Annotated in this window: 25 protein-coding genes; 10 read left to right on the forward strand and 15 right to left on the reverse strand. The window is 65.5% G+C overall.

Annotated features, from left to right (window positions below; all coding sequences use genetic code 11):
- Positions 1 to 47: 47 nt before the first annotated feature.
- The gene (locus tag FS507_RS02075; RefSeq protein WP_145941197.1) at positions 48 to 2,351 is read right to left on the reverse strand and encodes an excinuclease ABC subunit UvrA; all 2,304 of its coding nucleotides are present in this window, start codon (positions 2,349 to 2,351) and stop codon (positions 48 to 50) included.
- Positions 2,352 to 2,405: 54 nt separating this feature from the next.
- Between FS507_RS02075 and FS507_RS02080 the strand changes: the two genes are divergently transcribed.
- Positions 2,406 to 3,404: a helix-turn-helix transcriptional regulator gene (locus FS507_RS02080; protein WP_145941198.1), complete on the forward strand. Its 999-nt coding sequence runs from the start codon at positions 2,406 to 2,408 to the stop codon at positions 3,402 to 3,404.
- Positions 3,405 to 3,609: 205 nt separating this feature from the next.
- Here FS507_RS02080 and FS507_RS02085 read toward each other — a convergent pair whose 3' ends face one another.
- The 6 genes from FS507_RS02085 to modA all read right to left on the reverse strand — a co-directional run bounded on the left by FS507_RS02085 (position 3,610) and on the right by modA (position 9,078).
- Positions 3,610 to 4,479 carry a formate/nitrite transporter family protein gene (locus tag FS507_RS02085; RefSeq protein ID WP_075811344.1) on the reverse strand — a complete coding sequence of 290 codons (870 nt, stop codon included), beginning with the start codon at positions 4,477 to 4,479 and terminating at the stop codon, positions 3,610 to 3,612.
- A gap of 148 nt (positions 4,480 to 4,627) precedes the next feature.
- Complete coding sequence (locus FS507_RS02090) at positions 4,628 to 5,119, reverse strand: HPP family protein (RefSeq protein WP_260853115.1); 492 nt, start codon at positions 5,117 to 5,119, stop codon at positions 4,628 to 4,630.
- On the reverse strand, positions 5,116 to 6,006 hold the full coding sequence (locus FS507_RS02095; protein ID WP_145941199.1) for a LysR family transcriptional regulator: 891 nt from the start codon (positions 6,004 to 6,006) through the stop codon (positions 5,116 to 5,118). Before FS507_RS02095 ends, FS507_RS02090 begins: the two co-directional genes overlap by 4 nt.
- 84 nt (positions 6,007 to 6,090) lie before the next feature.
- The gene (locus tag FS507_RS02100; RefSeq protein ID WP_145941200.1) at positions 6,091 to 7,365 is read right to left on the reverse strand and encodes a molybdopterin molybdotransferase MoeA; all 1,275 of its coding nucleotides are present in this window, start codon (positions 7,363 to 7,365) and stop codon (positions 6,091 to 6,093) included.
- Between the two features lie 20 nt (positions 7,366 to 7,385).
- Positions 7,386 to 8,207, reverse strand: coding sequence for a molybdate ABC transporter permease subunit (locus tag FS507_RS02105; RefSeq protein WP_145941201.1), 822 nt, complete (start codon positions 8,205 to 8,207; stop codon positions 7,386 to 7,388).
- Complete coding sequence (gene modA, locus FS507_RS02110) at positions 8,197 to 9,078, reverse strand: molybdate ABC transporter substrate-binding protein (RefSeq protein WP_145941202.1); 882 nt, start codon at positions 9,076 to 9,078, stop codon at positions 8,197 to 8,199. The genes FS507_RS02105 and modA overlap by 11 nt, the downstream gene beginning before the upstream one ends.
- Positions 9,079 to 9,288: 210 nt before the next feature.
- On the opposite strand from modA, the gene moaA reads away from it, so the two are divergent.
- Positions 9,289 to 10,377: a GTP 3',8-cyclase MoaA gene (moaA, locus tag FS507_RS02115; protein WP_186314518.1), complete on the forward strand. Its 1,089-nt coding sequence runs from the start codon at positions 9,289 to 9,291 to the stop codon at positions 10,375 to 10,377.
- A 52-nt stretch (positions 10,378 to 10,429) separates the two neighbouring features.
- The gene (locus FS507_RS02120; RefSeq protein ID WP_145941204.1) at positions 10,430 to 10,726 is read left to right on the forward strand and encodes a hypothetical protein; all 297 of its coding nucleotides are present in this window, start codon (positions 10,430 to 10,432) and stop codon (positions 10,724 to 10,726) included.
- On the opposite strand, the gene FS507_RS02125 is transcribed toward FS507_RS02120, so the two are convergent.
- The 6 genes from FS507_RS02125 to rplN all read right to left on the reverse strand — a co-directional run bounded on the left by FS507_RS02125 (position 10,704) and on the right by rplN (position 13,376).
- The gene (locus FS507_RS02125) at positions 10,704 to 11,021 is read right to left on the reverse strand and encodes a DMT family transporter (protein ID WP_145941205.1); all 318 of its coding nucleotides are present in this window, start codon (positions 11,019 to 11,021) and stop codon (positions 10,704 to 10,706) included. The genes FS507_RS02120 and FS507_RS02125 overlap by 23 nt on opposite strands.
- Positions 11,021 to 11,386 carry a DMT family transporter gene (locus tag FS507_RS02130; protein ID WP_145941206.1) on the reverse strand — a complete coding sequence of 122 codons (366 nt, stop codon included), beginning with the start codon at positions 11,384 to 11,386 and terminating at the stop codon, positions 11,021 to 11,023. Before FS507_RS02130 ends, FS507_RS02125 begins: the two co-directional genes overlap by 1 nt.
- On the reverse strand, positions 11,383 to 11,946 hold the full coding sequence (locus tag FS507_RS02135) for a TetR/AcrR family transcriptional regulator (protein ID WP_186314519.1): 564 nt from the start codon (positions 11,944 to 11,946) through the stop codon (positions 11,383 to 11,385). The genes FS507_RS02130 and FS507_RS02135 overlap by 4 nt, the downstream gene beginning before the upstream one ends.
- A gap of 165 nt (positions 11,947 to 12,111) precedes the next feature.
- The gene (gene rplE, locus FS507_RS02140) at positions 12,112 to 12,684 is read right to left on the reverse strand and encodes a 50S ribosomal protein L5 (RefSeq protein WP_038546352.1); all 573 of its coding nucleotides are present in this window, start codon (positions 12,682 to 12,684) and stop codon (positions 12,112 to 12,114) included.
- Entirely contained in the window at positions 12,684 to 12,998 is a 315-nt protein-coding gene (rplX, locus tag FS507_RS02145; RefSeq protein WP_038546349.1) for a 50S ribosomal protein L24, read from the reverse strand. The genes rplE and rplX overlap by 1 nt, the downstream gene beginning before the upstream one ends.
- Before the next feature lie 3 nt (positions 12,999 to 13,001).
- Complete coding sequence (gene rplN / locus FS507_RS02150; protein WP_038546346.1) at positions 13,002 to 13,376, reverse strand: 50S ribosomal protein L14; 375 nt, start codon at positions 13,374 to 13,376, stop codon at positions 13,002 to 13,004.
- A gap of 743 nt (positions 13,377 to 14,119) precedes the next feature.
- Between rplN and FS507_RS17505 the strand changes: the two genes are divergently transcribed.
- From FS507_RS17505 to FS507_RS02185, 7 genes are all read left to right on the forward strand, one after another.
- The gene (locus tag FS507_RS17505) at positions 14,120 to 14,419 is read left to right on the forward strand and encodes a hypothetical protein (protein WP_186314520.1); all 300 of its coding nucleotides are present in this window, start codon (positions 14,120 to 14,122) and stop codon (positions 14,417 to 14,419) included.
- Between the two features lie 394 nt (positions 14,420 to 14,813).
- On the forward strand, positions 14,814 to 15,212 hold the full coding sequence (locus FS507_RS02160) for a hypothetical protein (protein WP_145941208.1): 399 nt from the start codon (positions 14,814 to 14,816) through the stop codon (positions 15,210 to 15,212).
- Between the two features lie 345 nt (positions 15,213 to 15,557).
- A complete protein-coding gene (locus FS507_RS02165) occupies positions 15,558 to 15,875 on the forward strand; it encodes a hypothetical protein (RefSeq protein WP_145941209.1) in 318 nt (105 codons plus the stop codon).
- A gap of 149 nt (positions 15,876 to 16,024) precedes the next feature.
- Positions 16,025 to 17,122 (forward strand): FecCD family ABC transporter permease, encoded by a 1,098-nt coding sequence (locus tag FS507_RS02170; protein WP_145941210.1) that lies wholly within the window; start codon positions 16,025 to 16,027, stop codon positions 17,120 to 17,122.
- Positions 17,123 to 17,145: 23 nt separating this feature from the next.
- The gene (locus FS507_RS02175) at positions 17,146 to 18,315 is read left to right on the forward strand and encodes a FecCD family ABC transporter permease (RefSeq protein ID WP_260853144.1); all 1,170 of its coding nucleotides are present in this window, start codon (positions 17,146 to 17,148) and stop codon (positions 18,313 to 18,315) included.
- Positions 18,312 to 19,154, forward strand: coding sequence for an ABC transporter ATP-binding protein (locus FS507_RS02180; RefSeq protein WP_145941211.1), 843 nt, complete (start codon positions 18,312 to 18,314; stop codon positions 19,152 to 19,154). The genes FS507_RS02175 and FS507_RS02180 overlap by 4 nt, the downstream gene beginning before the upstream one ends.
- 27 nt (positions 19,155 to 19,181) lie before the next feature.
- A complete protein-coding gene (locus FS507_RS02185) occupies positions 19,182 to 20,078 on the forward strand; it encodes a siderophore-interacting protein (RefSeq protein ID WP_145941212.1) in 897 nt (298 codons plus the stop codon).
- Between the two features lie 16 nt (positions 20,079 to 20,094).
- Here FS507_RS02185 and FS507_RS02190 read toward each other — a convergent pair whose 3' ends face one another.
- Both FS507_RS02190 and FS507_RS02195 read right to left on the reverse strand, forming a co-directional pair.
- Positions 20,095 to 21,249 (reverse strand): serine hydrolase domain-containing protein, encoded by a 1,155-nt coding sequence (locus tag FS507_RS02190; RefSeq protein ID WP_145941213.1) that lies wholly within the window; start codon positions 21,247 to 21,249, stop codon positions 20,095 to 20,097.
- An 18-nt stretch (positions 21,250 to 21,267) separates the two neighbouring features.
- On the reverse strand, positions 21,268 to 22,641 hold the full coding sequence (locus tag FS507_RS02195) for a Fic family protein (RefSeq protein WP_186314521.1): 1,374 nt from the start codon (positions 22,639 to 22,641) through the stop codon (positions 21,268 to 21,270).
- Positions 22,642 to 22,698 lie beyond the last annotated feature (57 nt).

Genomic DNA, 22,698 nt, shown 5'->3' on the forward strand with positions numbered 1-22,698 from the left:
TGGCGGCCAAGTTTTATTCTCTCGGGGTCGACAGCGGTCCGCCGTGGTTAGATACGGGTGCTGGGACCAAGGTCCACAGCCCGGCGCAGATAGTTTCCGGTTACGGTCCCCGAGAAGGCAAGCTCCGTCGGCGCGCCTGTGAACACCACCCGGCCTCCAGCGTGCCCCGCACCCGGCCCTACATCAATGACGTGATCAGCGCGGGCCGCGACCTGGAGGTTGTGTTCGATGATGACGAGTGTCGCTCCCTGGTCAACAAGTTCATCAAAGAGAGCAAGCAATCGGGCGACATCGGTGTCATGAAGCCCCGCAGTTGGTTCATCCAGGACGATACGCAGCGCTGAACGGTCACCGGGCTCGCCCCCCGTACGAGAAGAAGCGTCAGCGCTGGACAGGTGTTTCGCCAACAGCAGTCTCTGACGTTCACCACCAGAGAGCGTATCGGCTCGCCGACCCATCGCGATGTGGCCCAATCCAACTCTGTCCATCCACACCATGCGGTTTCGTCCGCGAGGCCCCAACAGTGACGCCAATTGCTTTGGCCGCAAGCTGGCCACGTCAGCAATGGTCTGTCCATCGACCAGGACCGCACGGGCCCGGTCATTGAAACCAGTTCCACAGCAGGCCTCGCAGCGAGTGAAAGTGTCGTCGAGAAAAGCCAGGTCAATGATGATCTCTCCGCGCCCCTTACACTCTGGGCACGAGCCTTTGGAGTTCCGGGAAAACCACGACGCATTCAGTCCGTCCGCGCGACCCGCGCTCGCGAAGACGGAGCGTACCTCGTCAGCGACCCCCATCACCGTCATCGGTGTGGATCGTTTTCCACCGTGAAGGGGCTGTTGACTGACGACCGCAAACCCCGGGTTTTGAGCCACGAAGTCCCCGACCAACGACGATTTTCCGCTGCCGGCGACTCCGGTGACCACCGTGAGTACTGCTTCCGGAAATCCGACAGTGACATGGTCAAGATTGTTACTGCACGCATCAGTGACAAGGAACTGACCACGAGATGCACGGCAATCTTCCTTGAGGGTAAACTGGTGTTGCGAAGGTTCTGGCGAGGGCGGACCGGCGTAAACAACGTGACCACCGTTGTTCCCCGCGCCAGGCCCGAGGTGAAGCACATGATCCGCTGCTTGAATCACAGCATGGCTGTGCTCCACGACCAGAACGGTATTGTCCCGGTCTCGTAGTCCGCAGAGGAGGCTCGTTAACCTGTGGACGTCAGCGGGGTGCAGGCCAATGCTCGGTTCGTCCAGGATGTAGGTCGCGTCGGTCAAAGAGCTGCCCAGCTGCCGAACGATCTTCACCCGCTGGGCCTCGCCGCCGGAGAGTCCGGGTGAGGACCGTCCCAGAGTAAGGTAGCCGAGGCCAACGTCTTCTAGACCGGACAACGTAGCCGAAATGTCGTTGACCAGGGGTGCTGCCGCCTCACCGAGGAGGCCGCCCACTTCCGAGGCAATACCACGAAGTTGAGCGACAGGGGTCTCCATCCAGTCCACGATGGAACGACCGTCGATCACGCTCGCCCGGGCCTTGGCGTTCACCCGCGATCCATTACACTCCGGACATGTCTTTGACCGGACGACCTGTTGCAATGCGCTCTTCTCCTTCGAGGTCATGTGGGGCGGAGTCTGTGTCAGATAACGGTCCCTGATCTGTGTGACGGCACCATCGAACAAGCCGTGTTTCGCATAGTCCCTGCCCGGGTTTGTCAGCTGGAGCTTTTCAGCATGCAGCAACGCTTCTCGGACCGGCTTTGGAAGTTGACCCCACGGGATGTCCGGGTCCGCCAACCCGGAGGCGATGAGCCGGCGAGAGCGATAGCCTCCGGGCTGGAACGTCGGAAAACGGATAGGCCCCTCTCTTAGTGTGCGCTCGGCATCAACGAGAGCGGCTTCATCAACGACCCGTTGCACTCCCAGTCCCTGGCAGGACAGGCACATCCCTGCGGGGTCGTTCGGAGAGTATGCAGGCGAAAAGCCTGCCGACGGTGCGCCGAACCGGGAGAACAGCATCCGCAATGTCCCTGCTATGTCGGTCGCCGTAGCCACCGTGGATCGCGCATTTCCCGTGAATCGCCGTTGGTCGACAATCACCGTGAATGTGAGCCCGTCGATCTTGTCATAGTCCGCCCCCGGGTATTTCGCTAATCGTGCACGTACGAAGCTGGGGTAGCTTGCTGCCGTGGCCCGTTGGGCTTCTGCCGCGATTGTCTCGAATACCAGAGATGTCTTGCCGGATCCGGACACTCCGGAGACGACGGTGAACGCATGTTTGGGGAGAGAGACGTCAATGCCTGTGAGGTTGTGTGTACGTGCGCCGGTGACGGTGATCTCGTGAGTGTGCATGACACCACGCTAAGGTGATATGCGGCAACAAAGTGTCCACAAATAGGAGCGAACATGGCCAAGTCTCCGGACCGGCTTCTGCGGCTTCTGTCCCTGCTGGAAGATGGAACGCCTTGGACCGCCAACGAGTTGACAGCTGCGATGGAGATACCAGGACGGACACTGCGCCGTGACATCGCTACCCTGAAGGACTCCGGCTACGACGTCAGGAGCACCCGTGGACGTGGAGGTCATTATCGGCTAAACAGGTCCAGCTCTATTCCGGCACTCCCGATTCAAGGAGATGAAGCAGTCGCTGCGGCAGTGAGCCTCCATGCTGCAGCGAGGGGAGTCGTCGGGATCAACTTTCCACACCGCGCTGTTACTCGCGCTGAACGCCGACTCCGGGAATCATTGTCCCCAATCGACCGCCGCCAGGCCGATACGGTGATCGCTGCACTCGACTTCAGCACAGAGCACAGCTCACGTGTCAGCGACGAGTCGTTGTCTCTGTTGACCCGTGCGATTCGCGAGAACCGAGAAGTCACCTTCGGTCATGTGGGCCGTACCGGACGGCTGCAACGCAGCGTTGAACCCGCCAGGCTGGTGAATCTCGACCACCGGTGGTACCTGCACGGTTGGGACCGTGACAGGCGGGACTGGAGAACCTTCCGGCTGGATCGAATCAGCGAGCTCACCACCACTTCCAACCGTTTTGTTCCTGTGCACCTGCCCGAAGGCGACATTGCCGAAGTCATCCGAGGACAGTTCCATCGGGAGACATCCCGCACCGTGACTCTGGAGCTGTATGCGACTCCTGCTGAGGCTACGTCTCGGCTATACCGAGTCGACGGGGCGCTTGAACCACTCGATGTGCAGGAAGGCAGGAACCGGACCCGCTATACAGCGATGGTCGATTCACTCGAATGGCTGCTCACGGTCCTCGTACTCAGCGATGTGGAGTTCACAGTTATCGACCCGCCGGAGTTCCGCACCCTGGTGCACGCAGCATCTGCACGATTTCACCGTGCCGTAGGAGGGGACACTCCAGATAAGCCTTCCGATTCCGATTAAGGAGGTGAACCGGCGCGTTCGCGCGCGGTTCGGCCCAAGAAGCACTGGTGGTCCATGCGTGCGATAACCTCGTCGACTATGTCTGCCCGCTATTAGATGTCCATCACACCAATATCGTTGTTCATCGCCCCGTAGGGATAGCAACCCCACGGTCTAAAACGCAGAAAACGCGCAGGTTGTTTACGCAACAAGCACCACCGCAGTATCAGTCCCGGTACAGTTCCCCGCCCGGGGTGGTCCCCCGGTTCAGCCAGGCGTAGACCCCGCCGATGAGCAGCCCGCCGCCGATCGCGTTGCCGACCAGCGCCAGCCCCCAGTTCGTCAGCACATTGGACCAGGTCAGAGAGTCAAGCACCCCGGCGCCGGCGGCGAACCCGTCACCCAGCCCGAAGAACGCGAGGGTGAACAGGGAGAAGTTGGCGATGAGGTGCTCCAGACCCAGGACCACGAAGACCGCGATCACGAGGTGGGTGAACAGGAACTTGCCGGCGTAGTCCTTGATCAGCAGCCCACCGACGATGGCGATGTTCACCACGAAGTTCGCCACGACAGCCTCAAGGAAGATGCCGGAGGGCTCCTTGGTGAGCTTACCGTCGGCCAGGCTCGCGATCAGGTGGTCCGCCCCGAGGCCTCCGAGCTTGGCGGACTGGCCGAGAACGACGGCGACGACGACCGCGCCGACGAGGTTGAAGACTGTCGTGACGATGACCATCCACACCGCACGTCCCCAGCTGAGGTAGCCGCGGGCGGCGCCGAAGGCGGCGAACATCATCGTGCCGGTGGCGAGTTCCGCGCCGAGCTGGAGGATCATCGCCAGGCCGATGAAGAACAGCAGGCCGAAGACCACGGGACCCAGCCCCGGGGCCAGGTGTTCGACGGCGTTGCCGCACACGGCGGCGAAGGCGGTGCCGAGGGTCAGGTAGGCCCCGGCGAGAACGGCGCGTACGGCGTAGCGGGGGTGGTCGTCGTCGAACAGTGCGGCCTTCTTGCGCACCGCGGCGTCCGCGGCCGTGTTGAAGGCGCCGGCGAACGGGGCCGTGTGGGGTGCTGCTTCAGTCGCTGTGTCGTGAGTCACGTCGGGTCAGGTTACTCCGGGAACACCGGTGGCGACGAAGAGACTTTCGCCGTGACCGAACGGTGCACCCCCACGCGGAATGCCATCTGAACTGCGGTGACGTTACTCCGTCGGACGTCACCGCCGAACACGCGTCCGGTGAAAACTGTCACCGTCCCCAGATCCGGTCGCCGACCACCGTGCGGTAGAGGATCCCCAGGACCGCGACGACCAGTGCACCGACGAGCACGGGTTCAAGCAGGTAGTGCCAGGACTCGCCACTCGCGGTCACCAGCATCGGCATCGTCGCTGCCGGCGGGTGGAGAATCCGCAGTCCGGTCATCAGCATTGCCGCGGCGCCGGTCGCCAGTGCCAGGGACCACCACTCCGACGGCAGGAAGGAGAACAGGACCACGGCGACAGTCGTCGACACGAGGTAACCGCCGACGATGTTCAGCGGTTGCGACAGCGGCGCCGCCGGCAGGATGAACAGCAGGACGCAGGTGGCTCCGAGGCTGGCCATGAAGAACGGGTGTCCGGACAGTTCGCTGAGCCCGCTGAGCAACGCCACCGCCACGATCACGGCAGCGGTGGACAGGACGAGCCCACCCAGGGGCATACGCGGCTGCACCGGGGTGAGCAGCCTGCGTAGTGCCTTCACCCGCGTGCCGCTTCGTCGAGGGCCCCGATCAGCATCGGACGTGGACGCGTGTCCAGCCTCACCAGCGCCACGTCCAGGTCGACCTTCGGCGCGGTCAACGGCAGTGAGACGAGGTCGCCGGACTCCGCGCCCGACGACGGGACCACCGCCACCCAGTTCCCCGTCGCCGCCAGAGCGCGCAGCGAGCCGACGGAGGTGGTCTCCACGGCGGGGGTCACCGATGCCCCGACATCCTCCATGGCCCGGTCGAAGCCTTCCCTGGCCAGCATGTTTCGCCCCAGCAGTGCGACAGGCAGGTGCTCGAGGTCCGCGCCGGTGACGTGGCCGTCGAAGCGGTCCATCGTCTCACGGCGTCCGACGACACTGAAGTGCACGGACCCCAGTGCGGTGAGACGGACAGTGCCCTGCTGTCCGGCGCGGGTGTGCCCGCGGGCGGCCCCCGGGTGGATGACCCCGGCGTCGAGTTCGTGGTTGAGTACCCGGGAGACAATGTCTTCGCTGGTGAGATCGGCGACAAGGTCGACACGGACCGACGGGTTGGCGTCGACGAGCCGACCGAGGAGTTCCGCGGCACGGTCAGCGGCCGACGGGATCGCCCCGAAACGGACGGTGACGTCCAGATGACCGCGCCGGTAGGCGAGATCCTGGGTCAACGAGCGTTGGTCGGCGTTGATGCGCCGGGCGTAGTCGAGGACGAGCCGCCCCTCCCCGGTCAGCCCACGGTAGGTCGACTTGCCCCGGTTGACCAGCGGGAAACCTACCTCGGTCTCGAGCTTGCGGATGGCCTCGGAGAGGGTCGACGTGGACACGTAGCAGGATTCTGCGGCGCGGCCGAAGTGTTCCTCCCGGGCGAGGGCCTCGAAGTAGGCGAGTTGGGACAGCAGCATGGCTGTGACCCTACCTGACCGGGAGCGTCAGGTCACACCATCCGAATACTCACAAACTGTCCGGCGACACCGGACGAGCTCCTCTTACAGCGGATACACGGTCACGACGGCACCCCGGTCAAGGTCCTCCCCCGCCGGGATGCGGGCCAGACAGTCCGCCTCCGCCGACTGCGCCAACAGGTGCGATCCGGTCCCGCCGACGGGAGTGACGGCGACAACGGCACCGTCGGCTCCGTCGACTCCGTCGGCTGCCCCGACCTCCGTCCTCGCCCGCAGGAAGCAGTCGCGGCCGGGCAGGCCCGGCACCGGCGCGGTAAGTCGTCCGGCGACCGTCTCCGCCACCTCTCCGAGCACCGGAGCGACGAAGAGCCGGAAGCTCACCGCCGTGGAGACCGGGTTCCCCGGCAGGCACACCACGGGCACACCGTGGAATCGGGCCAGCCCCTGTGGCCCGCCGGGTTGTTGGGCGACGTGACCGAACCAGGCGGTCTCCACCCCGGTACCGCTCTGCAGCACCTGGCGCACCACCTCGAAGCGTCCGTGACTGATCCCACCGCTGGTCACCACCGCGTCGGGACGTGCCCGGTCGACCGCGTCGGCCAGCGAGGCACGGAAGGCGTCCGGGTTGTCACTGGTGCGCACCGTTCCGGCGACGGCGATGCCGTGGGTGGCACACAGCGCCTCCAGCATCGGTCCGTTGGCGTCGCGGATGGACGCTGCACCGGGGATGTCTCCGGCGCTGCCGATCTCGTCGCCGCCGGTGCACACCACGATGCGTGCACGACGTCGCACCGGAAGTCCGGTGATGCCCTGTGCCGCGGCGACACCGACGGTGCGCGGGTTCACACGGTGCCCGGCGGGCAGCAGGACAGCCCCCGCACGGATGTCGGAGCCCCGGGTCCGCACGAACTGCCCTGCCGGTGCGGCGGGGACGGTGACGGTGGCCGGTGCACTGTTGTCGCTACTGTCGCTATCGTCGCTGCCGAGGAATTCCGATGGCTCACATGCCTCGACCGGCACAACGGCGGCGGTGCCGGCAGGCAGGCGCGCGCCCGTCATCACCGGGATGACACGGTCGCCCGTCCCGGCAGCGAGCCCGGCCAGACCGGTGAGGATGTCACGGGGGTCGGCTCCGGCGGGGATCGTCGGGCCGACGGGGAAGGTGCCGCCGGCCAGGTGCGCGTCACCGAGTGCATAACCGTCCATCTGGGAGTTGTCGAAGCGCGGAGAGTCCTCGACGGCCGTGACGTCAGCCGCCAGGCGACGTCCCACGGCGTCGGCGGGCGCGGCGTGCTCGACCGGCAGTTCCCCGAGCAACCCGCGGACAGCGGCGAGATGGTCTTCAGGTGTACGCGCCACGGTGGGCTCCCTTCCTCGTGTTACCTCTGCTGCTTCTGCGTCCTCTGCACCCGGCGCACCACGGCGATCCCTCCGACGACGAACACGTAGACGCCGATGAGCATGATGCATGCACCGAGGGCACGGTCCATGTCGTTGGCGCTGAGACCGAGTTCGACGAGCAGCGGGATGGTGCGGGTCTCCCCGGCGACGTTACCGGCGAACGTGAGCGTCGCCCCGTACTCCGACAGTGCCCGGGCGAAACTTAACACGGTTCCGGCGGCGATGCCGGGCCAGGCGACGGGCACGAGCACGCGACGGACCGTCTGCCAACGGGACGCGCCGTCCAACGCTGCGGCCTCCGACAGTGCCACCGGGATACCGCGCAGCGCGGTGACCGTGGTGGAGACGAAGAACGGCAGCGAGACGAACACCTGCACCACGATCACGGCGAGGGAGGTGTAGGCGACGTGGACGCCGGCGTTCTCGAGGCAACTGCCGAGCAGGCCGTGTCGTCCCCAGAAGAACACCAGCGCCAGACCCGAGACCACCGGGGAGAGCACCAACGGCGCGTAGACGACCAGCTGGACGGCCTGTCCCCTCCCGGGATGCCGGCGGGTCAGTTCCACCAGCCACATCGACAACGGCAGACCGAGGACGATGCACAGGACGGTGGCGGCCACCGCGGTACTCAGCGACAGCGTCAGCGACTGCACGGCCGCCGGCTCGGTAACCAGTTCCACCGCACGGCCCCAGGGGATGTTCAACAGCAGGGCGAGAAGCGGCCCGACCAGCAGAAGGACCGCGACCAGCGCGATGCACGCGACGGCCGCGGGGACGGAGGTGACGGGTTTACGCTGCACCGAAGCCGTAGGACTCCAGGATGCCGCGGGCGCGGTCGGACGTCAGCCACCGGAGGAACGCGGCCGCGGCGTCATTGTCCGCACCTGCGGCGGTCAGGGCTGCGGGGTACGTGTTGGGTTCGACACCGTCGAGGTCGAAGACCTCGACCTCACCGTCGACCTCACCGTCTGTCGAGTTCTCCTGCAGCGCCTTCGCGTCCGTGGAGTAGATGAATCCGACGTCCACCTCACCGGTGGCCAGTTTCGTGGAGACGTCGGAGACATTCGCCTCCTCGGAGACTGTCGACGGTCCGAGGCCGTGACCGTCGTCCTCACGCTCGTCGAGGTAGTCGTTGGCGAGGGTGCCGCAGGGCACACCGTCGGCGCAGACGGCGAGACGGAAGTCGGCGGTGGTGGACAGGTCGTTGACGGAGTCGAAGCCCGCCGGGTTACCCGGCGAGGTCGCCAGCACCAGGCGGTTGGTGGCGATGGTCTCCGGTTCAGCACCGTCGAACTCGGGCAGGTCGAGGGCGGCGTCCATGTTCTCCTCGTCGGCGCTGATGAACACATCGGCGTCCGCACCCTGCCCGATCTGCTGGACCAGCTTGGAGGAACCGGCGAAGTTGAACTCCAGCTCCGCGCCGTCATTGTCCTCGGCGAAGGCCTCGGCCAGCTCGTCCCCGGCGTTGTTCAGCGACGCTGCGGCGAAGACCTCGACGGTTCCGGTGCTTCCAGAGCCACCGTCGGTGGTGTCGGTGGACTCGTCGGAGTCACCTGCGGTGGAACACGCGGAGGCGAACATCAGGCCGGCGCCGGCGACGGCAACGGTGAAGGCACGGAGGACACCGAGGGGACGGCGACGTCCGGTATGGAGACCGGTGGTGACGGACATCGTGATCAGCTCTCAGAAGTTATGCAGGCAAACGATGGTTACGCTGGAATCGTACTACTCCGCCCAGTGCCGCCACCCCGGATATCTCCGCCGTGGCAACCAGTAGTGCCGGACCGGCGTTCGGAACTGCCGGACGCCACCGGTTCGCGGCATCCCCCTGTGTCAGGGTAGACCGGTAGACAACGACGTCAATCCACGGAGGTGAAACCGGTGACCGCTTCAACTGCTCAGACTGCGCCATCCGTGCCGTCCGTGTCATCCGTACTGCGCCTCACCGACCGGTGGGGACGCACCGCCGACGATCTGCGCATCTCGCTGATCGACAAGTGCAACCTGCGCTGCACCTACTGCATGCCGGCCGAGGGCCTGCCGTGGTTGAAGAAGGACGAGCTGCTCACCGCGGACGAGGCCGTCCGCCTCGCCGACATCGGTGTGCGCGTGCTCGGGGTGAAGGACATCCGCTTCACCGGTGGCGAGCCGTTGGTGCGTAAGGACCTGGCCGACATCATCCGCGGTGTACGCACGCTGCACCCCGAGGTGTCGATCTCGATCACGACAAACGGCATCGGCCTGGACAAGCGCATCGGCGAGCTGGTGGAGGCCGGGTTGACGCGGGTGAACGTCTCCCTGGACACCGTCGACCGGGAAGCGTTCGCCGCCCTGACACGGCGCGACCGTCTCCCCCAGGTAATGGCGGGGCTGAAGGCCGCGAAAGACGCGGGCCTGGAGCCGGTGAAGGTCAATGCGGTGATGATGCGCGGGGTCAACGACCACGGCGCGGTGGATCTGGCGCAGTGGTGCCTGGACCATGGCTACCAGCTGCGTTTCATCGAGCAGATGCCGTTGGACGCCGACCGGTCGTGGGCTCGGGAGAACCTGGTCTCCGGGGCGGAGATCCGGTCGGCGCTGTCCGAGCGGTTCGCCCTGCGCGAGGACCCGGCACCGCGAGGCTCCGCACCGGCCCAGCTGTGGGAGGTCTTCGGGCACGACGGTGACGGCACGGCTACCGGTGAGAAGCTCGGCACCGTGGGAATCATCGCCTCGGTGACGGAGTCTTTCTGTGCCGCATGTTCACGCACCCGCGTCACCGCGGACGGCAAGATCCGCAGCTGCCTGTTCTCGAACGAGGAGACCGACCTGATGGGCCTGCTGCGCGGGGACGCCTCCGACGAGGACGTGGCCCTGGAATGGTCGCGCGCGATGTGGGGCAAACCCCGCGCCTACGGGTCGGACGAGATCACGCTGAATGACGAAGGATACGTCCAGCCGGAACGCACCATGAGCGCCATCGGCGGGTGATGGTGGGTCCACAGGGTTGCGACGCGCCACCGACGGCACAACACTGGACCCCATGTCCTCCGAATCCATTTCCCCGGAACTGCGCGGCATCGTCAGTACCTACATCGACAACACGACCACTGCGGCACCGACGACGCAGGACGCTGCCCTCCTCCTTGATGATGACGCGCACCTGATCGCCGCACACGTCAGCGGCGAATGGGACGACGACGACCGGGAGCACCGGACGAAAGCCCACCAGACCATCGTGACGATGCTGGACACCGCCTCCTCCGAGGATCTTGCGGCGGTACGCGACGAACTCTCCGCCGCAGCGGAACACCTGGTCAAACACTCCCGACTTCAATGAGCAGCACGCCGCCCATGATCAGGATGATGCCGCAACACATCAACAGTGTCAGCGGCTCCTTGAAGAAGACGCGACTGAGAACCGCGGTCAGCGCGACGCCCGTCGCCGCCCAGATCCCGTAGGCCACACCCAGTTCCATCCCCTGGACAAGCGCAGACGACAGCGCTGTGAACGCCAGGACGTAGCCCACTCCGACGGGGATGTACCAGCCCCTCGAGCCGGTGACCGACATGCGTAGACAGATGGTGGCCGACACCTCGAAGACGACAGCGGCGACGAGAAAAACCCACGCCATCAGGACTCCCCTCGCAGTGCCTGCTCGTCGAGACGACGCTGGTTCGCCCGTTGCGAGCCGATCTCGACGAGCAGCACACCACCCATGACCAGGACGATACCGAGGGTCTTCAGCGCGGTCATCGGCTCGCCGAACACCGCCGAGGCGAGAATCGCCGTCAACGCCACGCCGGACGCCGCCCAGACTCCGTAGGCCACGCCGAGCGCGAGTCCCGCCTTCAATGACTGGAAGAGCATGACGAAGGCAAAGGTGTACCCGAGAACGACGGTGATGTACCAGGCAGGGTTGTCCACCGCAGCCTTCAGGGAGAGCGACGCGCCGACCTCGGAGAAGATCGCCGCCAGCAGGGAGAGCCAGCCTATCATCCGTCCACCTCCAGGGACTTCAGGATGTCACGTGCGACGTCGAGGACCTCGGCGCGTTGTTCCTCACCGGGGTCCAGCACGCCGGTGGCCGACGCCAACCATGCGCCGTCCGCCATCAGCCGCACACCGTTGAGTCGGGCGCGTGCCGAAGAGTCGAGGCCGGTACGAGGATCTTCCTCGATCACGATCCAGGGCTCGATGCGCTGGTGCCACCGGGCGGTCATCTGTTCACGCAGCCGGGGGTCAGCGAGCATCACGATGTCCGAGGTACCGAAGGTGGAGGACAGGGTGAACTCGGCATAGGCGGTGATGCGCTCGACAGGCCCGGCCTCCTGGACGGGAGCCCCGAGCGCGTCGTTGAGCTGGCTCTCCCACCGGTCGACGACATGGTCGACGAGGGCGAGCATCAGCGCCTCTTTGGACGGGAAGTGGTACATCAGTCCCGGCTTGGTGATTCCTACCTGTTTGGCGACCCGGTCGAGAGACAGTCCCCCTCCCGCGGCGGAGTCATCCAGCAGCCGGAGTGCACCGTCGAGAATGCTGGTTCGTTGGCTGTTCACGCCCGCTGACTTTACCATCCGGAAGGTAAAGCGACTGTCCTGCCCCGTCCGCGTCTCAGCGGCACCCCACCTACACACAGCACAGAAAACGCCGCCCCACTCCGCTGAGTCAGCGGGATGGGACGGCGTCGGTGTCGCCGAGAGGATCTCGGCGCAGCCGGAAGACTACTTCTCGGCGTTCTGGCCGGCCTTGAACGGGAAGCCCAGCTCGCGCAGCAGCGCACGGCCTTCGTCGTTGTTGGTCGCAGAGGTCACCACGGTGATGTTCATACCGCGGGGACGGTCGATCGAGTCGACGTCGATCTCGTAGAACATGGACTGCTCGTTGAGACCGAAGGTGTAGTTGCCGTTACCGTCGAACTGCTGGTCCGAGAGACCGCGGAAGTCGCGGATTCGGGGCAGGGCCACGGTCAGCAGGCGGTCGAGGAACTCCCACATGCGGTCGCCACGCAGGGTGACGCGGGCGCCGATGGGCATGCCCTCACGCAGCTTGAAGTTCGAGATCGCCTTCTTGGCCTGGCGGATCTGCGGCTTCTGGCCGGTGATCAGGGTGAGGTCCTTGATGGCACCGTTGATCAGCTTGGAGTCGCGGGCTGCCTCGCCGACACCCATGTTCACGACGACCTTGGTCACGCCGGGGATCTGCATGACGTTGTCGAACTGGAACTCGTTGTTCAGGGTCTCCCGGATCTCGCCGCGGTAGCGGGTCTTGAGACGGGGGGTGTAGTTGTCGCTCATCAGATGTCCTTCCCGGTGCGGCGGGAGATGCGGATCTTCTTGCCGTCCTCATCGAAGCGGTAGCCGACGCGGGTGGGCTCGCCGTCAGCGTCGAGGACCATCACGTTGGACACGTGGATGGGGGCCTCCTGGGTGACGATGCCCTCAGACTCGGCGCCACGCTCGGGTGCGGAGTTGACGACGTGCTTCTTGATGCGGTTGACGCCCTCGACAAGAACCTTGTCGCGCTGCGGGTAGGCCTCGATGACCCGGCCCTTGGCACCCTTGTCCGGGCCCGAGATGACCAGGACGGTATCGCCCTTACGGATCTTCATGGGTTACAGCACCTCCGGAGCGAGAGAAACGATGCGCATGAAGCGCTTGTCACGCAGCTCGCGGGCGACCGGCCCGAAGATACGGGTGCCGCGCGGGTCGTTGTTGTCGACGCCCTTGATCAGGACGGCTGCGTTCTCGTCGAACTTGATGTAGGAGCCGTCCGGACGACGGGTCTCCTTCTTGGTGCGCACGATGACGGCCTTGACGATGTCACCGGACTTGATGGCGCCACCGGGGGCTGCTTCCTTGACGGTGGCGACGACGACGTCGCCGATGCCGCCGGAGCGTCGGGTGGAGCCGCCGAGCACGCGGATGACCAGGATTTCCCGGGCTCCGGTGTTATCGGCGACCTTCAGACGCGATTCCTGCTGAATCACTTCTAGTCTCCTTGTAGACCTAGTAGTTCTGTGCGCGTGGGATTACCGACCCTCACGCGCGCGGTCCGTGCCTCTCCGTGGCCCTCTAAGAATCGCTCCGCACGTGTGCGAGACACGGCGGATGAACCTGTGGACCACAGGCAACCGCTCAAGTATGCCACTGGCGGAGACACGGACCAAACCCGACGATCACTCGACCCCGTCGACACCACGGGCAGCCGTCACCGCCTGAGTCTCTCGAGCCTCTCGAGGCCCCCAGTCGCCGGGATGTCGACCGAGACTAAAGGCGACATCACCCCCGATCGGCGGTATGTGTCACATGTCACAGTAACAGGCATTCTCCGATAGCATCACAACCGTCGCCTCTCTTGCACCTCACCGGAAAGGACCGAGCCGGAGCACCACAGCCACAACACATCACCGCACGTACCCGCCGGGGCATATGTCACCCTAGCTGGAGTGATGCCGCCACTCGCCATCAAGAATGACAACACCGGACACCCTATGCAATCGGTCATGTAGGTGTCTTCCATATGAACCCGCCATCTCCACGAGATTGCCTCGATCTACTCAGGTAAGGCTCTCGCAAGTCATTATTTTGCCCACTGATGCATTTTCTTCGGAATTACCCCACGACAGATCGCGACAGCGCTGGTAACTTCTTCGACGAACGGCGGGACCCCCGCCTCCGGCCGGAGAACCGCACCTCCGGACGGCCGCACAAGTTCAGTGAGGATATACACATGACCTTCAAGAAGGGCCTGCTCGCCGCAGCCACCGCCACCACCGTCGCCATCGCCGGCACCGGCATCGCCTCCGCACAGGACGAGACCCCGGAGACCCCGCCGGCCGAGGAGACCACCTCCTCCGCCGAGCTCCTCGGCAGCATTGAGGGCTCCACCGAGACCCTGACCATCTTCAACGACTTCGGCAAGGCTGTGGCCGGCTCGATCAGCATCCTGCCGAACATCAACGACGCCGTGAACGACTTCCAGGACATGGTGGACGACATCACCGGGAAGATCCCGAACTTCCCCTTCTGATGTGACGCATCATCAATGATGCTCGGCCCCTGAGGGGTCACTCAAGGAACGGCCTCGACCACATGGTCGGGGCCGTTTCCCGTGTCCGCACACCCCCGTTCGTGGGACACGACCTAAATTGAAGTTTGCTGGCGCGCGCACGGGCCACCCGCGCCTGGCTAGTGTTCTCTGACGTCCCCCAGCGCACACGCAGCGGCCTGTCACCGCAGTTCCCGGTACCCCTCCAGGTACCGGACACGGACCGCGCGGCACTGCACACACTACCGACCAGCAGATACCCTCCCCCGTATTTACCGTCTGATCAGCAAGAACATATCGGTATCCGACTCACATCCGGCATGCTAAGTTCTGATTCGTACCCCTCACCAACGATCCTCAAGAGGAGCGAATCACCATGAAAGCCCGCAAGACTTTCCTGACCGCAGCAACCGCCGTCACCCTCGCCATCGCTGGAACCAGCGTCGCCTCCGCACAGGAGGAACTCCCTGACGACGCCAGCACCGGAAGCTCCGCCTCCAACGAAGAATCCGGAAGCGCGCCGACCGCAGGCTCCGCGGAACTCTCCGCAGAGCGCGACGTCTTCGGATCCGTCACCGGCGCCGATGCCCTCGGTTCCTGGACCGGTGACCAGTTCGACTACGGCAAGGCCACCGAGGCCCTGGTCAGCCTCGCCGTCGGCGGCGCAGCCGTGGCAACCCTGGCCGGCGCCTACACGGCCGCCATCGACGCCTCCGATGCCTTCCAGGGCGTCCTGCAGGACAGCCGGAACTTCATCGAGAGCCAGCTCGGCTAGTTAAGCCATCCCCTCTCAACACCCCGTCACCATGACGGGGTGTTGTTCTGTCTGCAGTACCAATTTCTTCCGCAGTATCCACTGAGGATCGAGTGGTCCCCTGCCAAACCCCCCATAATGAGTGGCTCGTCTGCAACCGACCACAGTCTCCCGATGACAACATCACCGCAGGTAAAATACACCATAGCGGTGTTACGGCAGAGCACTGACACACTCAGGGTGAGAATTAACTGGCACACGGTGTGGAGATTTTCTCTCTGATACCAGATTATGGATCAGGTAAAACAAGTTCTTCCGCGCCGGCACTGTCGTGTCGTCGCTCCCTGACTCAAGAGGACTCACAACATGAAGCTCAAGAAGACCCTCCTGGCCGGCGCCACCGCCGCCACTGTCGCCTTCGCCGGTGTCGGCGTCGCCTCCGCGCAGGAAGGATCCACCGACCTGCCGACCAGTTCGATCTCCCAGTCCTCCGAGGAAGGCTCCGGCGAGGGCTCCTCCACCTCGGAGATCAGCGGTTCCCTCGACGACCTCTTCGAGGAAGACGGGATCCTCGGTTCCTTCGGCGGTGAAGACTGGATCGAGGGGATCGGCAACATCGGTAACGTCGCGGGCGCTGTCGCCGGAATCATCGGCCTGATCGGCGCCATCCTGGCGTTCATCTAGACCCACCGCCTGCCTGTACCAGGCCAGGGCACCGCCCCTGCTTTCATTGCGCGAGGCTCACCTACGATCTAAGGTGAACCTATCCTCGAGCGTGGAGGCAGGGGTTCTTCCGTGCCACCACGCTCTTTCCCACGAGCGAAAGGGGCCCGATGACGACGGGAACCACAGACGTCCCCGAACCACCGGGCCCGACGCGTCCCCGGCCCACGGTATCGGCAGCGGCGAACCTCCGGCGGCGCAGGCTCCTCGGCCTCCTGGGACTCACCGCCCTCCTCGTTGTCGGTTTCCTGCTCAGTCTCGCCTACGGTTCCCGTGTCATCCCCAGCGACGTCCTCCTGGACGCGCTACGCCAACTGCCCTCCGCTCTGGGTGCCGACCGTATCGACAATCCCGATCTCCAGGTCATCGCCGAACTCCGATTCCCCCGCACCCTCATCGGCATCGTCGTCGGCGCAGCACTGGGAGTCGCGGGAGCACTCATCCAGGGTCACACCCGCAACCCGCTGGCAGACCCCGGCATTCTCGGTATCTCCGCCGGAGCGTCACTGGCCGTCGTCACCAGCTTCGCCCTCTTCAACGTCACCGGTACGGGCGCCACCGCGGCATGGGCCTTCGGTGGCGCCATCGTCGCGACCTTCATCGTCTTCGGCCTCGCCTCCGTCGGTGGCGGCAACGTCCACCCGCTGACGCTGATCCTCGGTGGCGCCGCGATGAACGCCGTCCTCCAGGCGATCATCAGCGCCCTCGTCCTCACCGACGAGAACAACCTCGACCGTATGCGCTTCTGGACCGTGGGCTCCGTGGCGGGACGGGACATGGGGGTGTTCTGGGGTGTACTCCCGGTCATCGTCATCGGCCTACTCCTCGCCTTCGCCACCGGCCCCCAGCTCAACCTCCTCAACCTCGGTGACGACGTCGCCACCGCCCTGGGCGTGAACACCCGTGTCGCCCGACTCGTCGGCATGGTCGTCATCGCCCTGCTGGCGGCGTCCGCCACCGCCGCCGCAGGCCCCATCGCCTTCCTCGGCCTCGTGGTCCCGCACCTCGTACGCTCGATCACCGGACCGGACTACCGCTGGATCCTGCCGTACTCGGCGCTCGGCGGAGCGACCCTCCTGATCTACGCCGACGTCCTCGGTCGCCTCGTGGCCCGCCCCGGTGAACTCCAGGTCGGCATCGTCCTCGCGTTCGTGGGCGCGCCGTTGTTCATCTACATGCTCGTCCGCAGAAAGGTCGTGCAACTGTGACCCCCACCGGTACGACCACCGACATCGAGACCCCGCAGAAGTCCCAGCGGAAGCCCCGGCGCACCTGGGTCCACAATTCCCGGGTGCCAGGGCGTCCCGCGTTCCGGCTCGGCGCACTGTCCACGGTGTGGCGCCCCCGCCACTTCTTCGTGACCGTCCTGCTGGCCGTCACGGCCGTCATCCTGTTCCTGCTGTCCATCTGCCTCGGCGACTATCCGCTGACCCCGATCCGGGTCGTAGAGATCATCGGTGCCCGGCTGTTCGACTCCCTGCACCTGGCCGGGCTCCGCGACCTCATCGTCGAGCCGTCCCGCATCGAGGAACTCGTCGTCTTCGACTGGCGCATGCCCAGGTCCGTCACCGGCATCGTCGTCGGCGCCGCGCTTGGCCTGTCAGGTGCCCTCACCCAGTCGGTGACCCGCAACGCCCTGGCCAGCCCCGACATCCTCGGCATCACCACCGGCGCCTCCGCGATGGCGGTGACGATCATCGTGCTCGGCGGCGGCGCCTCCGGCGGCCTCGTCGGGTGGCTCTCCGGCGTCGGCATCCCCGTCGCCGCCCTCGCCGGCGGGCTGCTCACCGGGCTGGCCATCTGGATCCTCGCCTACCGCCGTGGCATGGACCCGTTCCGCCTCGTGCTCTCCGGCATCATCATCTCCGCACTACTGATGGCCTTCATCAACTTCCTGATGACCCGCGCCGACCTGCGCGACGCCATCACGGCACAGATGTGGCTCTCCGGGTCACTGAACGCCACCAACTGGACCCGGGCGCTGCCGGTCATCCTCCTGGTGCTGATCGGGGCACCGATCTTCGCCTGGATCTCCTTCCAGCTGCTCGCCGGGGTGCTCGGCCCCGACGTGGCCCGGTCACTCGGCCAGAACGTCACCGGGGTCCAGGTCGCGCTTCTCGTGTTCTCCGTCGCGCTGGCCGCCGTCGCCGTCTCCGCGGCAGGCCCCATCGGCTTCGTCGCCTTCGTCTCCCCGCAGATCGCTCAACGTCTCTGCGGACGGTCGACCCCGCCGCTGCTGGCATCCGCACTGTTCGGATCCTGCCTTCTGCTCCTCGCCGACATGGCGACCCAGTCACTTCTTCCCATCGAACTCCCCGTGGGGCTGCTGACCTCCGCAGTCGGCGGACTGTTCCTGATCTACCTGCTCGTCCAGAACAACCGGAGGGCCTCCACCGAATGAGCACCCAGACGACCACCCAGACCAACACCATCACCGCCTCCGGCCTCACCGTCGGCTACGGCAAGGGTGCCCCCATCATCGACGACCTGTCACTGGAGATTCCCGGCGGCAAAGTGACGACCATCATCGGCCCCAACGGGTGCGGAAAATCCACACTGCTCCGGTCACTGGCCCGGCTCCTGCCCTCCCGGGCAGGCGACGTCCGCCTCGACTCCACCGACATCAGCGGCATGAAACGCAAGGACCTCGCCAAGATCATCGGTGTACTCCCGCAGTCACCAGTCGCCCCACCCGGCCTGGTCGTCTCCGACCTGGTCTCACGTGGCCGTCACCCCCACCAGAGCTGGATCAGGCAGTGGTCGTCCACGGATGAAGAGGAGGTCATGGCGGCACTCGAGATGACCTCGGTCGCCAACCTCGCCGACCGTCCCGTGGATTCACTGTCCGGCGGCCAGCGCCAGCGGGTGTGGATCTCCATGGTCCTGGCACAGCACACCGAGGTCCTCTTCCTCGACGAGCCGACGACCTACCTCGACCTTTCCCACTCCATCGAGGTCCTCGACCTCGTCCGGGAGCTCAAGAGACGTCTCGACCGTACCGTGGTGATGGTGCTGCACGACCTCAACCTCGCCGTACGCTACTCCGACCACCTGGTTGTCATGCGTGACGGTGCGGTCGAGGCAGCCGGCAGTCCCGGTGAGATCATCACCTCCCGCCTGCTCAAAGACGTCTTCAACCTCGATGCCGTCGTCATTGACGACCCGGTGGTCGGCGGCCCGTTGATCGTCCCGTCCGCCCCGCCGGAGACCGGCGACCACCTCGACGACCCCGCATCTTAAACAGCCACCATAGACAGGAGCACCACCATGGCCACCACACCCGCCACCGCCGTCCGCGACACCGAACTCCGGGAGCACCCGCGACGTGACCCGTCCGAGGGCACCGAGCCCGCCGACGAGTTCGGCGGACGGCTCGTCCCGGTCACTGTGACCGCAAACGAGTTGATCGCACCGAATCTCCGGCGCCTCACACTGTCCTCCCCCGAATTCAGGGAACTGGAACTCACCGGGCCCGACGAGTTCTTCGGCCTGCTCATGCCCCAGCAGGGCCACGACTTCGAACCATTCGACACCGCGGGACGGAACATCCGCGCCGCCGTCGCAGAGATCGACGAGGCCGTACGTCCGGGGCTGCGGTGGTACACCGTGCGCCACCTGCGGCAGGAGGAAGGAGAGATCGACGTCGACGTGGTGATGCACGACGACCACCCCGGTCCCGGTGCCAGCTGGGTCTCACAGGTCCGCCCCGGCGCCACCGCCGGGGTCTGGCTGTGCAACGCCATCTGGATCCGCCATGCCGAACGCCCCCTCTTCGTCGCCGACCCGTCAGCCGTCCCCGCCCTGCTGGCCGTCCTCGAGTTCACCGACGACCACCACCCCGACGACCTCGCGAGGTACCACCTCGTCGTCGTCGCCCACTCCCCCGACGACCTGGAAAGCGGGCTGGCGGAGGACTGGTCCAACCGGGTGGCGTCCCTGCAGATCATCTACACCACACCCGGGATGGAGTCCGAGGCCGTCGCCACTCATCTCCGTGAGGCGGCGGATTCCGGGCACCCGTCAGCAGCCGTGGAGTACGTGTGGGCCAGCGGAGAAGTGGGGATGACGAAGACCGTGCGCGGTATCGCCGTGGACGAGTGGAACGTCGACACCGCCTTCGTGGACTGGGTCGCCTACTGGATCGAGGGCCGGCCCCGGCCGTGACAACCGTGGCGTAGTGTCACCACGCCGCACTGACGATCTGCTCAATCTCGTCGAAGAGCCCGCCGCCGTCAGGGCCGTGCAACGCCAGCTGGGTGAACACGACGACGGCCTCGTCGGTCCGTGGGTTGACCCGCGCCCAGGTTCCGGCGGCACCGGCCCAGCCGTACGTCCCGTCGGGACGTACGCTGCCGCCGTAGCCCCAGCCTTCACCGTCGGTCAGGAAGAAGCCCGACATCTCCCGCTGCGCAGGCGACAGCTGGTCGGTCATCATCGCGGCGACCAGGGGCTCCGGTAGAACCCGGACACCGTCCGACGCTCCACCGCCCAGCAACATCCTGGCGAAGGTCACCCAGTCACCCACGGGTCCGATCAGGGCACCGGCTCCATCCGGGAAGGACGGTGGCTCGGCGTGGATGCCGTCCACCCCGTCGACCAGGACCGGGGTGTCCTGGCCGTCCTGTTCCGCGTAGCGGGCCGTGAACCGCGCCCGACGATCCGTGTCGGCGGTATCGACCCACCAGGTCATGTCGACCATGCCCAGCGGACCAAGTAACCGCTCCTGCATCAACTCCTCGAGCGGCCGGTCGGCGACACGTTCCAGCAGCAGGCCGAGCAGGGTGCTGCCGGTGTTGTACGTCCACCCGTCACCAGGGTGGTGTGCCAGGGGAAGACCGGCGGCGGCCGTCAGGTACTCCTGGCGGGTGAGGGCCCGGTGCCGTCCCTCCTGCAGGTCATCGACCAACCGCACGCTGTACGGCGCCTCGAAGTCCGGAATGAAGCCCAGCCCGCCCCGCAGGGTGAGCAGATCCTCGACCGTGACCGGGCGGTCGGCGGGGACGGTGTCCTCGACCGGGCCCGTGGGGTCACGCAGCACCCGGGGATCGGCCAACTCTGGTAGCCATCGGGCCACCGGCGAATCCAGGTCGACGGTGCCCTCGGCGATGAAGGTCAGTCCCAGGGCCGCCACCACGGGCTTTCCCAGAGAGTCCCAGAAGAACAGGGACTCCTCGCTCATCGGTGTGCCCGACTCCAGGTCCTGCACACCGACTGCGACGGTGTCCGTGTCCCCGTCGGCCCGGAGGTGTGCCACGACAGCGCCGGGCAGGCATCCGGCCGTGACCCGTTCCCGCAGAAGTGCGGCGAGGGCGTTGATGATCTCCGTGTTATCCACTTCTTCTCACCACATCCCCTACCGACCTGAGGACCGGAGCTTCTCAATGACCCGAGCCAAAAACTCCTCGACCATCGCGTCGGCGAAGAATCCGACCCTCTGTCGCAGACTCTCGCTCACCGTGGGGTGCAGCTCCCGGAGATACACACCGAGCTGACGGCCCGTACCGGTCACGGCGACGAGGTCGAACTCCGCGGTGTCGTCGTCCCGACGGCAGATCAGGGCGGACCAAATAACGAAGAGCTTGTGGGGGGACTTCGTATTTACGGTCAGGCTCGTGGCCAAATCGTCGCCGATGGCCCGGTACCACTCGGGGATCCCCGGGGGCGTACCGAACACTTGCCCCTGGACCAGGAATGGAAGCCCGAGCTTGTCGGCGTGCACGTCAATGCGAGTCCGTAGTGCCTCGCCAAGGAGTTCCTTGAGACGCTCCGCGGCATCAGCCACCTCTGCCGGGAGTGCTCCTTCCGCAAGCAGTGACGAGAGCTGGTCGGAGGCAGACGCCCCCAGCGGCACCGAGAGTTCGTCGATGATGACGTTGACGGTGTCAGTCACCCGCTCAGCGATAAACCGCATGAGTGAATGGTGATGTCCTTTGTCTGCGGTCTCGAGGGCCTCGATGTACCTCGCCCGCTGATCCTGGTAGATTACCAGCGGAACTCCAGGTGAGCGATAAAGGTACACGCTTGCCAAGGCACGGGCCACGCGCCCGTTCCCGTCGGCGAAGGGGTGGATGCAGACGAAACCGTAATGGGCGTAGGCGGCCTGGGTGACGGGATGAGCGTTCACGAAACTCTCAGACCGAAGCTCGTCTATTAGCCGGTCCATTTCCGGGGCCGTGTCGTCCGGCGAGGCGTAGGCGTGGACGGTGTTGTCAGAGCGCGTCGGGCTGTTGGCGTGCGACTTGTACTCACCTTTCGGAAGAGCCTGTTCCTGCTCGATCAGTGTGCCCTCGACAGGAACGTAGACCGTGTGCGTCGGCTGACTGCGAAGCATGGTCTGGTGGAGTTCACGGATGAACTGGCCGGTCACCGGTCGCTTCCCCGTCATCCGGTCCAGGATCAGCTCGAACCCCGCGAGAGTGTCATCGAAAGCAGGCCTAACATGCGGGCCCCTGTTCGCCATCGCCTGTTCCCAGGCCCCCGCCTTCTCCGCCACCGTCCTGGTGAAACCGCGGTCGGTGGCGAAGACTCCCTCAATGGCGTTGGTGTCGACAGCAGCTGCTCTCCGAGCGGTCTCAAGTGCCTTGTCAAGCACGTCCTGCGAAACATCGGTCTTCAGCTGATCGAAACGTGTCGTCGCCCGGTCAACGTCCCTGTACGAGACCTCTGCTGCACTCCACGTCGCGAAAGAAGGGAATGGCGTGTACTCGGCGCGCGCGGTCTCTGACATATCGACCAGAGTAGCCGGAACGCACGCACGCCCAACACACCCATCTCTAGGGCGATC

The sequence above is a fragment of the Corynebacterium glyciniphilum AJ 3170 genome (assembly GCF_007673095.1).
Classification (GTDB): Bacteria; Actinomycetota; Actinomycetes; order Mycobacteriales; family Mycobacteriaceae; genus Corynebacterium.